Raw genomic sequence first — 15,597 nt, 5'->3', positions numbered from 1 at the left:
TAATCAGTTAGTTTAAGGAAACTTAAAAATTAAGTTATAATAATCAACTATTTTATTGCCTTTTTATTTTATGAAAAAATGTTATAAAAAGTGGGTAAGAAACTTTTAATAATAGAACATCTTCATGAATAACAATAAAATACAAAAACAACAACTATGAGATTAAACATTACAACGTTCAAAATTTTACAATTAATTTTCCTTATGGCATTCTTCTTTTCCTGCTCAACCGAAGAATCATTTGAGATTGATGAACAGCAGGATATTACAGAAGATTTTGTTCTTACCACTGATGCAAACGGAGATATTACTGTTACGAGAGGGACGTATTCCCAAAAATATCCTGTGGTTAATAGACTTACCACTCAAAGACAGTATCAAATTGATGATATGATACTTACTGCTGAGCAGTTTAAATCTTTTTTTAGAAATACTCGTGAAAACGAGAGAGGTGTAGCTACAAGTGATGAAGGTCGTAGATGGGATAGCTTAGATATATTCTATTACATTGAGCCAGGAGTTCCTAATAGTGGAATTATAGAAAATGCAATAGTGACAGCTCAAGCCCAATTACCTTGTTTTTCATTTATCGAAGTAGACTGTGCTACTAGTAATTGTAATCTTTTAGGAGGTTATATGAGATTTCGATCAGTTGCGGGTAACGTTAGTAGTTCACCAGTGGGGAAAAACTCTACAGTGAATATCATAAGCATAGGTACTGTAGTTTCAGAACGTGTAGTCATCCATGAAATCGGCCATTCTTTAGGTTTGTTTCATGAGCATACAAGAGCAGATAGAAATAATTTTGTTATTTACAATCAGAACTGTGTTCAGTCTGGTCGTGAAAATAACTTTAACATCAGTAGCAACCAAATTGCAGTTGGTCCCTTTGATTTCAATTCTCGTATGCTTTATAGTTCTACAACATTTAGTGATGGTTGTTCCCCTTTGACAGACTTAAATGGTAATGATTTTTTTAACTTTAGTAACGATTTTTCAATTGGCGATATTGAAACCATACAATTTATACACGATTTGATGGCAAATTGTACAGGACCTCTAGCTACGCTATCTAGTGTGCTAGTAGATGCAGAAGCTACACCAGAAGATCAAGTATTTACCTATGATTATTTTGTGAATCTTTCTGAGAATGGTGTGGCAGTAGCTGCTACTCAAAACTTAACGATTAACTATAAAGTAGTAGAGGAAGTAACGTATGAAGATGGTAATTTTACAGTAAATGAAACTACTAAAACAGCATCTATAAGTACAGGTCAACAGTCCACTTTTCTTGAGACTTTAGTTGCCCAAGAAGCACATTATGATTACGGTGATCAAGATGGTCCTGCGTATGAAAGGTATATTGTTATTTTACCAGGTAATGGTTATGAAGTTAATTAAGAGGTTTTCTATCTTATAATATTCTTAATAGAATTAGCATAATATATTTTCACTTTCGTGAAAACTTTAAAACCGACACTATTTTTAGTGTCGGTTTTTTGCTTTAAAATGCCCTATCTTTGAATAGTTATTTATTTAAACACAACCATTATGTATTCTACGATTCAATTTGTACACTCTATATGGGCATACCTAGTGCTTGCCGTATTAGTGATTACAACTATTAATTCTCTAGTGAATTTTTTTGGAGGAAAGGAGTATGGAGCTAAAGATATGCGTCTGGCGCTTTTTACATTAATTACCATGCATATTCAATTATTAATAGGATTGGTATTGTTTTTTGTGTCTCCTAACGGACTCAATGCTATTACCTCAAACGGTATGGGAGGGTTGTCTAGCTCAGCACGTAGACTTGCTGTAGAGCATCCAACATTAATGATTATCGCTGTTATACTCGTCACGATAGGATATTCTAAACATAAAAAGCAACGATTATCTACACCTAAATTTAAGAAACTAGCGATATTTTATACATTGGCATTGATTGCCGTATTAGCTATGATTCCTTGGAATCAATGGTTTTAATAGCTATCTAAACACCATATAAAAAGAGGGAAGATATGTACTATCTTCCCTCTTTTGTTTTTTGTAAGTACGCTACTTTAACAGGCTCAATATACCATTTCGCGAAAGCGTATAAAAAAGATTGACTATTCTGAAACTTCTTTAATAAGGATAATATATACGGGATAATGATCACTGTATCCTCCTGTGTATCCTCCATTGGCAAAACTACGATACGGATACCCTTTATAACGTCCTTTAGGATTACTTAAATAATTCTTATTGTAGATTCCTGCTTTGAAATATCGATACGAGCTGTAATCATCACGAAGCAATGGCTCGGTAATTAAGATTTGATCAAAAAGATTCCATCCATCTCTATAAGCGAGTGTGCCAATTCCTTTTTTAAACATAGGCTCCATAGGATTATAGATCATCTTATCTTTTACCTTGTCTTTATCTCCTTTTGCTTTTAATACCTTTTTAACACTTGGGCTGGTAGGGTCGTCATTAAGATCTCCCATAGTAATAATCTTTGCATACGGGTCATTACTTTGCAGGCTGTCTATAATCTTTTTATTAAGTGCTGCGGCTGCCATACGTTTTTTACGACTTCGGGATTCTCCACCAGAACGCGAAGGCCAATGGTTTACAATTACATGAATCATATCACCATCTAATAGTCCAGAAACTAAGAGTTGATCACGAGTATATCTACGCTTTTGAGAGTCTTCATTATCGTAAATAATAAGTTCATGTTTACTTATATTTATAGGTGTGAATAATGCTTTTTGATACATAAGAGCGACATCAATTCCTCTTCGGTCTGGAGAGTCAAAATGTGCAATCCCATACTCTTTGTCTAGTAATTGAGGATCATTGGCAAGTGCCTCTACCGTTTTTCTATTTTCTATTTCAGCAAGTCCGATAATGGCGGGAGCATTATTAGTGATATCTTGCCCTATTTCTGATATCACACGAGCCATTTTCTGTACTTTATCTGCATAAATAGCTTCCGTCCAATGATCTTTTCCATTTGGAGTACGGTCGTCATCAAATGTAATAGGATCGTTTTCTGTATCAAAAAGATTTTCTACGTTATAGAAAGCGATAGTATGTGGTTTGTAGGTTTTTTGATCTTGCGCTTTCGCGAAAGCGGTTACAAGTAAAACAACCGCTAGCAGGTAATTTTTAAAATTCATTTAGGCGAATATATTAAGTTTGTGTAAAGAGGTCTACATATCTCGTGCCAAAGGTAATGAATATGTCTAAAATCAGTATTTTTGCACCGCAAAATGTAACAGTTTCTTAATAAGGAAACTTGATGTTAACTAAACTAATTTATGAAGTACATTATTTTTAAACTTTTACTGGTTTTTGCAATGCTACCAGTCATTGCTCAAACTTCTGTAAAAGGAACAGTAATTGACAGAATTACCACAGAAAAACTTCCCAGTGTGACAGTTCTTCTTGAAGGTACAAATCTGACAATCGAAACAGATGGCAATGGAGCATTTGTTTTAACAGGAGTACCTCTTGGAGATCAAATTCTTTCGATCTCAAAAATTGGATTCACAACCAGACGCTTCCCTATCATTATTAATGAAGGACAAACACTAGATTTAGGAGAAGTTACTCTTGATGTAGATGTTAAAAACCAAGAAGAGTTAAACGGTCTTATCTCACTATCTGACAATGATCTTAACGGAGAAGACGATGATGTAGGAGGATTGAATGTTTCAGGATTACTTTCTGCGGGTCGTGATACGTATTTAAGCGCCGCCGCTTTTGACTGGAGTGCTACTTTTTTCAGACCTAGAGGTCTTGACAATGCCAATGGTAAATTATTAATCAATGGTATTGAAATGAATAAGCAATTTAACGGTCGTCCACAATGGGGAAATTGGGGAGGCTTGAACGATGCACAACGTAATCGTGAATTTACACAAGGACTAGCTGCCAATGAGTATACTTTTGGAGGACTCGCAGGAACGACCAATATAGATATGAGAGCTTCTCAATATCGTAAAGGAGGTCGTGTTTCGTATGCATCGGCAAATCGTTCATACCAAGGAAGAATGATGGCAAGTTATAGTTCTGGTCTGCAAGCAGACGGATGGGCATATACTATTTTAGCTTCAAGACGTTTTGGAAACGAAGGATATATAGATGGGACATTGTATGACGCAAATTCGTTTTTTGCATCTGTAGAGAAGAAAATTAATGACCAACATAGTCTTAACTTTACCTCTATCTATACACCTAATAGAAGAGGTCGAAGTACAGGACTTACACAAGAGATCTTTGATCTTAAAGGAAGACAGTACAATCCTTTTTGGGGATTTCAGAATGGCGAAATACGCAACACACGTATCAGAGAGATAGAAGAACCTATTCTGATGCTAAATCATACCTGGGATCTTTCTGAAAAAACAACCATCAATACAAATATTGGATACCAGACAGGAACCATAAAAAATAGCCGAATAGATAATAACGGAACCACCCTTGTGGAGTCCAACGGACAGCAATTTTTTGCAGGAGGAGCTCGTAATCCATCTCCTGATTATTATCAATTATTACCAAGTTTCTTTTTACAAGGTGAAAACCCAACAGCAAATGACTTTCAAAATGCGTTCTTAGCACAAGAGAAGTTTGTCAATGACGGACAGTTTGATTGGAATCTCTTATACCAAGGAAATGCTACTTTAAGAGAGCAGGGTAAAAATGCACTGTACGTTGTTCAAAATGATGTGATAGAAGACAATCAATTGAGTGCTAATATTATTGTGAATAGTGCGATTACAGATAATATTACAATCAATGGAAACGTGAGCTATCGCGCGTTGGATAGTGAAAATTATGCAGAAGTTTCAGATTTACTAGGTGCTACTGGATATTTGGACGTAGATAACTTTACCGAGGCTGAGTCTGGAGATTCATCAGGTATCATCTCAACAGATAGTGCACAGAGTGATGTGCGTAATCCAAATCGAATTGTTGGTGTAGGAGATCGTTATAAGTACAATTATGAAGTAGATGCTGATGTTGTATCCGCTTTCGCACAAGCGCAATTCAAATACAACAAAGTCGATTTTTATATAGGTGGTACAGTCACTCAAACGACATACCAACGTAATGGACTTTATGAAAACGGAAACTTCCGAAATGTAGAAGGGTCTGTTGGTTCTTTTGGAAATAGCGAGAAGTTAGATTTTTCTACTGGAGGTGTAAAAGGAGGATTTACCTATAAAATTACAGGGCGTCATATTATAGATGTTAACGGAGGATATTATACCAATGCGCCTACGATACGTAACTCTTTTGTAAATGCACGTCAAAATAATGAAGTGGTAGAAGGATTAGAGAGTGAGCAAATACAGTCTGTAGATGTAAGCTATATTTTTAGATCGCCACTTGTAAAAGCAAGATTAACGGGATACTATACAGGATTTGAGAATGGGACTGATATAGGATTTTATTTTACAGAAGACCTTGGAGGTTTAGGAGTCGATGGGGATGCTTTTGTACAGGAAGTCGTTACGAATATAGGGAGACGTAATATGGGTGTAGAATTAGGTATCGAAGCACAGGTGTTACCTACACTTAAATTAAAAGCAGCTGCTAGTGTTGGACAGTATACGTTTACAAACAATCCTAACTTATACTTACGAAGCGATGATTTTGATGGCGCATTACGTTTTGGGGATGGAACTACCAACCTAAAAGATCTGCACGTAGCTGGAGGTCCCGAAAGAGCTTTTCAGTTAGGATTTGAATACAGAGATCCTGATTTTTGGAATATTGGGCTAACGACCAATTATTTTTCTAATGCGTATATTGATGTAAGTAATCTAGCACGTTCTGCAAATTTTGTGACTGACGGTGATGGATTGCCAATTAATGATTTTGACGCGGGTGTTGCAAGAGGTTTATTACAGCAACAACAGTTTGATGATTATTTTTTAGTCAATATTACAGGAGGAAAATCATGGAGAGTAGATGATTACTTTCTAGGATTTTTTGCCACCATAAACAATGTATTAGATCAACAATATGTTACAGGAGGTTTTGAGCAATCTCGTAATGCGACTTTTAGAAATGTACGCGATGATCAAGCAAGAGAAAACGGACCTGTATTTGGACCAAGGTTTTTCTTCGGAAACGGAACTACATACTACATTAACTTTTACGTTCGCTTTTAATTAAAATATCAAGAAATTATAGAATTATATACGATTATGAAAACAATAAAATTAACACAATTATTCACAATGCTAGTTGCTTTAGTAGCCCTAGTATCTTGTGTTCAAGATGATGATTTCTCTGTGCCAGAATTAGATGCTGGAGTTGTAGAAATAGAAGGACAAAGCGTAAGTATTAGCAGTGTTGCAGGACAAGTAGCACAAGCTGCTGACAATGGAGATGAGATATTTACATTTGATGGCGTTGATACTTTTATAGAAGGATATGTAATCTCTAGTGATGAGGGCGGTAACTTTTTTGAAGAATTTATTATTCAAGATAGCCCAGAAAACCCAGTAGCTGGTGTCAGAATTTTAATAGATGTAAATCCTTTATTTACAACCTATGAAGTAGGAAGAAAAGTCTTTGTAAGATTAGATGGTCTTACGGCAGGTATTTCTAATGGAGTGCTTTCTATAGGAATTGCAGATGGAGGATCTTTAGGTAAAATCCCAGCGCCTATACAAAACGATGTCATTGTAAGAAGTAATGAAGTAGCACAAATTATTCCTTTACCACTTGCTTTTTCTGATTTTACAAATGATAAAACAAACTTATTTATTGCACTTCAAGATGTTCAATTTAGTGCAGATGAGGTTATTAACAATCAAAGAACATACGCTTCAGAACCACAAGATGAGTTTGATGGTGAGCGCGTATTAGAAGATTGTGCTACAGGAGGAAGAACGATATTGAGTACAAGTACCTTTTCAGACTTTAAAGCATTATCACTTCCAGCTGGAAGAGGAACGATAAATGGTATATTAACAAAAGATTTCTTTGGAGAAGTATTTAATATTGCTATTAATAGTCCTACAGATGTTGTATTTGCAGAGGGGAATCGTTGTGACTTATGTGGACTTGCAGATGAGAGAGGAAGCGGTGTTGTTTTTGCAGATAATCTATCAAGTGGATCATTAAGTCCTCTTTGGACTAATTTTGCACAAGAAGGTTCTGAGGTTTGGGGAACATTTAATGCAGGTGGTGGTTTTGGTACTGCTGCAAATATAGGATCTTTTATGTCTGGTGATGCTAGAACAGTTACTTGGTTAATCACACCAGAGATTGATTTTGATGCTCAAGAAATGGAGACGCTTAATTTTGAGACATCCAATAGTTTTTCTGATGGGAGTGAATTAACATTACTTTTTGCAGATGATTGGGATGGAGATACTGCCAATATTGACGATGCTAACTGGAGACCTATATTAGAAGGAACTATTGTTTCTGATGACACTTTTTTCCAAGATTGGGTAGCTTCTGGAAACATTGATTTATCCTGTATAGAAGGAACAGCTCATATCGCATTCAAATATGTAGGAAGTGGAGAAGAAGATTTTGACGGAACATTTGAGTTAGACAATTTTGCTATTAATAGTGCGGATGATGGAGGAAATAATGGAGGAGGTTCTGTAGATTGCGGTACGGCAAGTAGTGCAGGAGCGACTGTGTTATTTGAAGACTTTTTTGAAACACAAAGTAATAACCAGCCTATTTCTGGAAATGGATGGACCAACTTCCAAGAAGCAGGAACGCAAGAATGGTCAGCTTTTTCAAGCACAGGACAAAATCCTTCGTTAGGGATTTCTGCTAGAGTAGGTTCTTTTATGTCTGGAGATGCATCTACCATCTCATGGCTAGTAACCCCAGAGATTGATCTAGACGCTCAGGATGGAGAAACGCTTCAATTTATGACATCCAATAGCTTTGCTGATGGAAGTACGTTAGAATTGCTTTTTTCAAGTGATTGGGATGGGGTGCCAGCAAATATTCCTACAGCTACTTGGGAGGCAATTCCTGCAGGAATTATTGTAAGTGATTCAGATGATTTTGCAGCTTGGTTTGATTCTGGAATTGTAGATCTTTCTTGTATTGACGGAAGTGGTTATATCGCTTTTAAATATGTAGGAAGTGGTGATGCAAATTCTGATGGAACCTACGAGCTTGACGAAATTCAGATCAATGCACAATAAGTAAATAGAGATAGTATCTTTTAAAAATCCCGATGCTGTTTAGTATCGGGATTTTTTATTTCATGCTTTATCTTATATAGGGAGTGTTGCTTTTTACGCTTTCGCGAAAGCGGAATAAAGATATTTAAAACAGGAATTGTGTACTGATGTTACTATAAATGCTCACATATAAAATAGCTTACGGAAGCCATTGATTTGAGATATGATTTGTGTAATATATTATTCATTTTATAAAAGCAGTCATCTTATGATATAGAGGATACGATTCTCATGATTAATGACTAGATATTCTATGGGTAAATTACAGTTATATTGACAAAAATAAAAAGACTTCCTACAGGTAGAAAGCCTTTTTAATGAGTGAGTGTTTAATCTATGATTTGTTATTTTATGATCTTAAAGACACAGCGTCTATTTAATTGGTGCTCTTCTTTTGTGCAAGCAGACTCTTCACAAGTAATTGCAGGTTCTGTTTCTCCTTTTCCATCAGCGGTAATACGATTTGCATCAATTCCTTTACTGATTACATACGTACGCATAGACTCGGCTCTTTTTTGAGAAAGTATCTGGTTGTATGATTCTGGCCCACGAATGTCTGTATGACTTTCTGCAGAGATTTTCATCTCAGGATATTTTTTCATAACAGCGACAAGACGATCTAATTCTGCTGCTGCATCTGGGCGTATATTCCACTTATCAAAATCAAAATAAATAGGGTTTAATACGACTTCGTCTGGTGTAATGACAGGCTCTTTTTGAAGTGTAATTGTAATATTTATAGATTTTTTTGCGACAGATACAGTGCTTTCTCCAGGTAAATATCCATCTGCAGAAGCCATTACTTTATAATCTCTTTTACATGTAGAACTGAATAAGTATTTACCAGTAGTTGTTGCGGTATCAGAATCTGTTGTATTTTCTGTGATGTTCATAATCTCTACAAAAGCTTTAGAGATTCCGTTACCATCTACATCTTCTACTGTGATGGTTACATCTACATCACAAGGAGGTAATTTGCCTAATATGTAAATATCATCACCGCCTTTACCGCCTTTTCTATTTGAAGACATATAGCCTGTTCCTTTTTGAGCATCAATGTTTACTCCAAAATCATCATTACCACTATTTACGCCAGGACCTAGGTTTTCAGGGAAAGCATAAGTGCTCCCTTTTTTTTCTGCAAGGAAAACATCAAGACCTCCTAGTCCTAAGTGTCCGTTACTAGAAAAGTACAGAGATCCGTTGGTGTCAATAAATGGGAACGCCTCAGTAGCTATTGTATTGATTTGATTTCCTAAATTTTTTGGTTCTCCATAAGTGCCATCTGCTTTAAGTTCTACCATATAAATATCAGAGCCTCCTTGACCTCCAGGTTTGTCACTAGAGAAGTATAAAGTTTTTCCGTCTGGACTAATCGCAGGATGCCCTGTTGAATAGTTATCATCATTAAAAGACACAGGTTCGATATTTGTCCATTCGCCAGCTACTTTTTCTGCGGTATAAAGGTTGATTTGATTCACACCTTCTTCATCTTTTTCTAGATCTCCTTCAAAATAATTATTACGATCAAAGAACATACGCTTTCCATCTGGAGTGATGGCTACTGTACCTTCATGATATTTTGAATTTACATCTCCTTCTAGTAGCTCAACATTACTCATCGTAGATCCATCTGTAGTAGCAGTATAGATATCTAAGAAGGGCTCTCCATTAAGATTATGGTTTTTACGGTCTGTATTCCTAGAAGAAGAAAAATAGATTTTATTATCTTTTATAAAAGATCCGAAATCAGAATATTTGGTGTTGATTTTATCGGCATTAGTAATCGTATATAAAGGATCACGATCTTCTAGTTCTTCTAAGTAATCTTGATTTTTAAGATAGATAGCTGCTCTTGGATCATTTTCATTTGCACTTACAAATCGCTTCATCCATTTTTTATACTCACTAGACTTTCCGTTTGCTTTTAAGATTTCTGCATACGCAAATAATGTTTCAGGATTTGCTTTTTTATTTTTAACCACACGCTTATAAAAAGATTCTGCTTTTTTGGTGTCATTAAGGATGGTATATGTGCGAGCTAATTGCGTATAAACATACTCGTCAGCTTTTCCTTTTTCAATAAGGCTGGTATATTCTTCAATAGCTTCTGTATATGCGAACCTATTAAATAATTGATCTGCCTTTTTGGTGTCTTTGCTTTGTGCATTTGCAAAATTAATACTCGTAGCAACAAGTAGTATGTATATGTAAAACTTCTTCATCTTGTACAGTATTTTATTTTAGAAGTATCTTGGTGAGCGTAATGCACGCTTATTAAAGATGATATTATAGGTTAGTATTATTTCGTGTGACGATGGGGCAACATTATTAATTTCAGAGACCACCGCATCATACGCATATCCTATTCTTAATTCAGGAGTGGCTTGAAAACCTACAATCCCACTAAAAGAATCGTCGAGTCTGTAAGAAACTCCTAGTTCAAATTTTTCTAAGAATAATGCATTAAGATTGACATCAAAAGAAGTGGGAGCGTCAAAAGCTGATTTTACAAGCACAGATGGTTTTAATTTTATGTTCTCTGTTGTTTGGAAAACATAACCAGAGGTAACAAAATAGTGATTTGTCTCTGAACCAAATTGCAACCCATTCTCATCTAAGTGAAGAGAGTTTAAGATATTAGGTACAGAAGCTCCGACATAGAAGTTATCACTATATAAAAACACTCCAGCTCCTATATTTGGAGTTGTTTGATTTATATTTTGAGAAAAGAAAGGATCTCCTGGATCTTGCAATTCTAGGTTGGCGAGTCCAATATCATGAAAAGTAGCTCCAGCTTTTAATCCAAATGCTAATTGATAATTGTTGCTCACAGGAATTGTATAAGAGAAATCTATATAAGCATTAGTCTCTTTTACAGGACCTAGCTCATCTTTAATAATTGAGATTCCTAATCCTGTTCGTTCCCCAACGGGTGCATGTGCATTGAAAGTAAACGTTTCAGGAGCTCCATCAAGAGCAGACCATTGGTTTCTATACAATAAACCTAGAGAAAGCCCCTCTTGTAAACCAGCATATGCAGGGTTGACTACATTCTGATTATACATATACTGTGTATATTGAGGATCTTGCTGTGCTGTTGCAAAATCAACACACAAAATGCTTGTAATAAGGGTTAATAAAAATAGTTTTTTCATTTTTAAAAATTTATTTATTGCATAAATGATGCGTTATGCGCGATAATAAATATGATCTATTAGTCTCTTTGCTATCCTTTGTTTATTCTCCTCGGTTAATATAAACCCATCCAGTAGCCTGTCTTCCATATACGGGATCTTCTTCTTCAAGGTTGATCACATAGAAGTATGTCCCTGTTGGTAGATCATTTCCATTGTCTGCTTGACCTCTCCATTGGTTTACATAATCACTTTGCTCATACACTAGTGTACCGAGTCTATTATAGATTTGAAGAACATCAATTCCAGTTCTAGAAGCTAAAAACTCTAAGTCTAATGTGTCGTTAAATCCAGGAGTATCATCTGGAGAAATTCCTTGAGAAATTACGCAGTTTCCTATATCAAATAATGATACATCTACAGAATCCTCACCTGTACATCCAGCAGCTGTAGTTACAATAACAGTATATATCTGAGTTCCTACAGCAGTTTCTGGCACAGAGAATTCTAATGTACTAGATGTCTCTCCGGTAATGATATCTCCGTTAAGTAACCATTGATACGTAACATTAGCATCATCACTTACAGATGATAGCGTATTAGGAAATTCTCTACACGTGGTAAAGTCGTCTCCAAGAGATACATTGACAGGATCAGCAATAGTAATGGTAATACTATCTGTAATAGAACAAGGTCCTACAGTGACAGTAAGGTCATAAGTTCCAGATTGATCTACTATAATAGTACCTGTGGTTTCTCCTGTACTCCATAATAATGTTGCATCTGTCAGATTTCCACTTAGGTTTGGAATAATCTCAAAAGATTCATCATCGCATAATAAAACATCTATACCAAGGTCTACAACAGGCGCTTCAATAATGGTAAGGTCTATTGTGAATGTTTCTTGACTACAAGGCAATAACTCAACAACAACGGTATAGACACCAGCTACTGTAGGAGTAAACTGAGCATCTGTAGATACTGTTGTGTTAGATGCATCTGTCCAAATATACGTTACAGAAGTTAGATCTATTGTAGTATCTATAGGTGTCGCATCTAATACAGGTATTGCATCTATAGAACAGATATCAATAGTTGCAGGAAGATTATTTGCTAGAGAGAAAACCTCATTCAGTATTAAATCAAACTCAACAATACTGAAACAGCTTGCATCTGTAACTCGCTCAACACGGACATAGATGGTTTCTGGATCTGTAGTGTTTGGATATGCCCCAGGTGTTCCAATCGGACTTGCGTTTGCTTCTGCATCTAATTGTGTTGTATGGAATGAGATATTAAAATCTGCGGGATTCTCACCATCTAAAATAGTAGGTATTTGAGAAGTAAGATTAAAAATTTCTACCATATCTCCAAGATCATCACAAAGTTCTAAATCTGTAGGAGTTGCTAAAACTGGAGGAGTGCCACTAAATGAAAGTGAAATATCGTCAATAGCAAGATCATTTCCACAACCACCTATTGAGTTATTGACTAATACAATCTGAACCGAAGTATTCATAGCAGAATTAAAATCGATAGTAAATTGTTGCCAGTTTGGATCTGCTTCATTAGGTATATCACCTGTATCAATTTCAGCAAGGGTAGCTCCTGAAGCATCTTCAACTCTAAATGTTACGTTTGCAGGAATACCATTATTAGCACAGATATTGGTATCTGTATCATATACTGTTGTGATAAATGCATTGAATGTGTAGTTGGTGTCTGCTAAAAGATTGTCAACTGTTCTTCTATAAAATTCATCTGTATTGAAGTCAGCATTCACAAATAATGCACGTCCATTTACATCTCCAGGAGTATTATCCTCAAGATTGTCATGCCATCCGTTATTTAATTCAGCCGAAGTATTTATAATAGCATATTCACCGTCATTTACTTCTCCAGGTCCAGCATTAAATGTATACTGAGTGAAAGGAGTCGAGACACGTTCTGTACCTGTTCCAAAATCTTCTAAGAAATCTATAACAAGACAGTCAGAATCTATAGTACAAGGACTCTCTACAAAGGTGATGGTTACTTCATCCATCATCACACATCCATCTACGGTAACTTCAATAGTATAGGTTCCAGATGTTGTAACAGTAATGGTCTCTGTAGTTTCTGCAGTACTCCATAAAAATGTAGGGTTCGTTACATCGCCAGCAAGTTCAGGGATAATCTCATAAGAGGTTACATCACAGAAAACAAGATCGTCGCCTAAATCAACAGTATAGTCTATAACATTTGCAGTCACCGTGACATCATCAGAGATTGTAGATTCTGTTCCGTCAGGATTTGTAAATGTTATTGTTGCCGTATATGTAGTTGTTTCAGTTGGGCAAACATTAAACATAAGATCGTTACTCAATACTGTTCCATCTTCATCCGTCCACGTAAATAATACGTCATCATTTAATTCTCCGTTAGGAATGAATCTCCAGCTTTCATCAAAAGCCTCCCAGTCACCTGTGTTTCTTCCATCTGGAACAGCAAATTCAGTAATGTCATTACCCATAATTCCTAGGGTTGCTAGACCGTCATTCCAAGTTGCACATACAGGTTTGTTAATGATATTAACTTCTATCACATTTAAAGTTTCGTAAAGTACAATTTGTTGTGATGTCAATAAATCATTACAACTGAATTGCGGCACCATATCAAAGTTTAAAACAAACGTTCTAAAAGGTGCATCGCCGCTTACAAAGAAATTAATCGCATCAGGTTCAGAATTTACACCTGGGTCTATATCGTGGAAAGCTCCGTAAATTGTATTGAAAGGAAACGTAGCCTGATCATTATTAGGAATTGTTTGTCCAGGATCAATATTCCAGTCATTAAATCCATTTGCTAGTGAAGCATCAAATGAAATTTGACCATTTGCCCCTATAACAAGGTCTGTGTAATCATTTTGATAATACGTAAATGTAAATGGTAAATCTATAATGCCACTCCAGGTATCGTCCATTGTTAAATTAGTAGGATCTCCATCTGTTGCTGGATTAGGACATTCTATTTGTTCTATTCTGTAAGAAGATGTACCTGTGAATGGTAATGACACAATAGATGCATTTAAGTCTACACAAGGGTCTTCACAGTCAACCTCTACATCTGGTCCAGCATCAATATCAATAATCGTACAGTCTGACTCACAAGAACTCGTGTCTGATGTAACAATAACATCATCAGAAATAGTAGAAATAGACCCATCAGGATTTGTAAATGTTAACGTAGCCGTATAGGTGGTTGTCTCTGTTGGACACACATTAAATATTAAGTCATTACTTAATACATTTCCATCTTCATCCGTCCAAGCAAACTCGGCATCATCGCTTACAGCTCCATCAGGAACAAATCTCCAGCTTTCATCAAAAGCTTCCCAGTCGCCTGTATTTCTTCCATCAGGAACAGCAAATTCAGTAAGGTCATTACCCATAATTCCTAAAGTTGCAAGCCCATCATTCCAAGCGTCACAAACAGGTTTATTAATGATATTAACATCTATCACATTTAAAGATTCATAAAGAATGATTTGTTGCGTAGTTAATAAGTCAGTACAACTGAATTGTGGCACCATATTAAAGTTTAAAACAAACGTTCTGTAAGGTGCGTCGCCAGAAATAAAGAAGTTAATTCTGTCTGGTGAAGTAGGTGCAACTCCCGGGTTAATATCATGAAAAGCTCCATAAATGGTATTAAATGGAAACTCGGCACCTGCACCCTCAGCTGCTTCATCATTAAAAGGGAGAAGTTCTCCTGGTTCTGAGTTCCATCCGTTAGGTTGACCAGCAAGTGCAGTGTTGAATGATATTTGACCATTTGCGCCTACAACTAGACTTGTATAATCATTTTGAAAATATGTAAAAGTAAATGGTAAGTCTATAGCATCACTCCAAAGATCATCTGTCTCTAAATTAGTAGGATCTCCTTCTGTTGGAGGGTTAGGGCATTCTATTTGCTCTATTCTATAAGAAGATGTAGACGTAAGCGGTAATGTTAAGATAGAAGCATTTAAGTCTACACAAAGATTATCACAATCTACTTCTAAATCTGGGCCAGCACTTATTATTGTACAATCCGTTGGTTCAGGTTCTGTACATGCAGACCCGTCAGGATTTGCTTGTGTAACCGTAATGGTATCTGTATTAGAACAAATTCCAGATGATACGGTAACTTCATACGTTCCTGCCTCTGTTATGGTGAGCATCGAAGCCTCTTCTCCAGTGATCACATTGCCATTAAGA

Annotated in this window: 8 protein-coding genes; 4 read left to right on the top strand and 4 right to left on the bottom strand. The window is 36.0% G+C overall.

Translation table 11 applies throughout. The features are described 5' to 3' along the window. Nucleotides 1–156 precede the first annotated feature (156 nt). Nucleotides 157–1,401 carry a M12 family metallopeptidase gene (locus tag Q0505_RS14800; protein WP_299214373.1) on the top strand — a complete coding sequence of 415 codons (1,245 nt, stop codon included), beginning with the start codon at nucleotides 157–159 and terminating at the stop codon, nucleotides 1,399–1,401. Nucleotides 1,402–1,551: 150 nt separating this feature from the next. Further along, nucleotides 1,552–1,986 (top strand): hypothetical protein, encoded by a 435-nt coding sequence (locus Q0505_RS14795; RefSeq protein WP_299214370.1) that lies wholly within the window; start codon nucleotides 1,552–1,554, stop codon nucleotides 1,984–1,986. Between the two features lie 125 nt (nucleotides 1,987–2,111). Here Q0505_RS14795 and Q0505_RS14790 read toward each other — a convergent pair whose 3' ends face one another. Further along, entirely contained in the window at nucleotides 2,112–3,167 is a 1,056-nt protein-coding gene (locus Q0505_RS14790) for an endonuclease/exonuclease/phosphatase family protein (protein ID WP_299214367.1), read from the bottom strand. Between the two features lie 141 nt (nucleotides 3,168–3,308). Here Q0505_RS14790 and Q0505_RS14785 point away from each other — a divergent pair, with 141 nt between their 5' ends. Together Q0505_RS14785 and Q0505_RS14780 are read left to right on the top strand one after the other, a co-directional pair. Continuing rightward, complete coding sequence (locus tag Q0505_RS14785) at nucleotides 3,309–6,170, top strand: TonB-dependent receptor (protein WP_299214364.1); 2,862 nt, start codon at nucleotides 3,309–3,311, stop codon at nucleotides 6,168–6,170. Between the two features lie 36 nt (nucleotides 6,171–6,206). Further along, the gene (locus Q0505_RS14780; RefSeq protein WP_299214361.1) at nucleotides 6,207–8,183 is read left to right on the top strand and encodes a DUF5689 domain-containing protein; all 1,977 of its coding nucleotides are present in this window, start codon (nucleotides 6,207–6,209) and stop codon (nucleotides 8,181–8,183) included. 383 nt (nucleotides 8,184–8,566) lie between these two features. Here Q0505_RS14780 and Q0505_RS14775 read toward each other — a convergent pair whose 3' ends face one another. From Q0505_RS14775 to Q0505_RS14765, 3 genes are all read right to left on the bottom strand, one after another. Continuing rightward, nucleotides 8,567–10,447: an OmpA family protein gene (locus Q0505_RS14775; RefSeq protein WP_299214359.1), complete on the bottom strand. Its 1,881-nt coding sequence runs from the start codon at nucleotides 10,445–10,447 to the stop codon at nucleotides 8,567–8,569. An 18-nt stretch (nucleotides 10,448–10,465) separates the two neighbouring features. Further along, nucleotides 10,466–11,380 carry a type IX secretion system membrane protein PorP/SprF gene (locus tag Q0505_RS14770; protein ID WP_299214356.1) on the bottom strand — a complete coding sequence of 305 codons (915 nt, stop codon included), beginning with the start codon at nucleotides 11,378–11,380 and terminating at the stop codon, nucleotides 10,466–10,468. A gap of 82 nt (nucleotides 11,381–11,462) precedes the next feature. Then, a partial coding sequence (locus Q0505_RS14765) for a gliding motility-associated C-terminal domain-containing protein (RefSeq protein WP_299214353.1) occupies nucleotides 11,463–15,597 on the bottom strand: 4,135 nt, incomplete at its 5' end.

Source organism: uncultured Dokdonia sp. (genome assembly GCF_937910895.1).
Taxonomy (GTDB): domain Bacteria; phylum Bacteroidota; class Bacteroidia; order Flavobacteriales; family Flavobacteriaceae; genus Dokdonia.
The sequence above is the reverse complement of the archived record's forward strand: the minus strand, read 5'-3'. Positions and strand labels throughout refer to the sequence as shown.

Coding starts and splice junctions, on each gene's coding strand:
- Q0505_RS14800 (WP_299214373.1), top strand. CDS start 157: ATGAGATTAAACATTACAACGTTCAAAATTTTACAATTAATTTTCCTT.
- Q0505_RS14795 (WP_299214370.1), top strand. CDS start 1,552: ATGTATTCTACGATTCAATTTGTACACTCTATATGGGCATACCTAGTG.
- Q0505_RS14790 (WP_299214367.1), bottom strand. CDS start 3,167: ATGAATTTTAAAAATTACCTGCTAGCGGTTGTTTTACTTGTAACCGCT.
- Q0505_RS14785 (WP_299214364.1), top strand. CDS start 3,309: ATGAAGTACATTATTTTTAAACTTTTACTGGTTTTTGCAATGCTACCA.
- Q0505_RS14780 (WP_299214361.1), top strand. CDS start 6,207: ATGAAAACAATAAAATTAACACAATTATTCACAATGCTAGTTGCTTTA.
- Q0505_RS14775 (WP_299214359.1), bottom strand. CDS start 10,447: ATGAAGAAGTTTTACATATACATACTACTTGTTGCTACGAGTATTAAT.
- Q0505_RS14770 (WP_299214356.1), bottom strand. CDS start 11,380: ATGAAAAAACTATTTTTATTAACCCTTATTACAAGCATTTTGTGTGTT.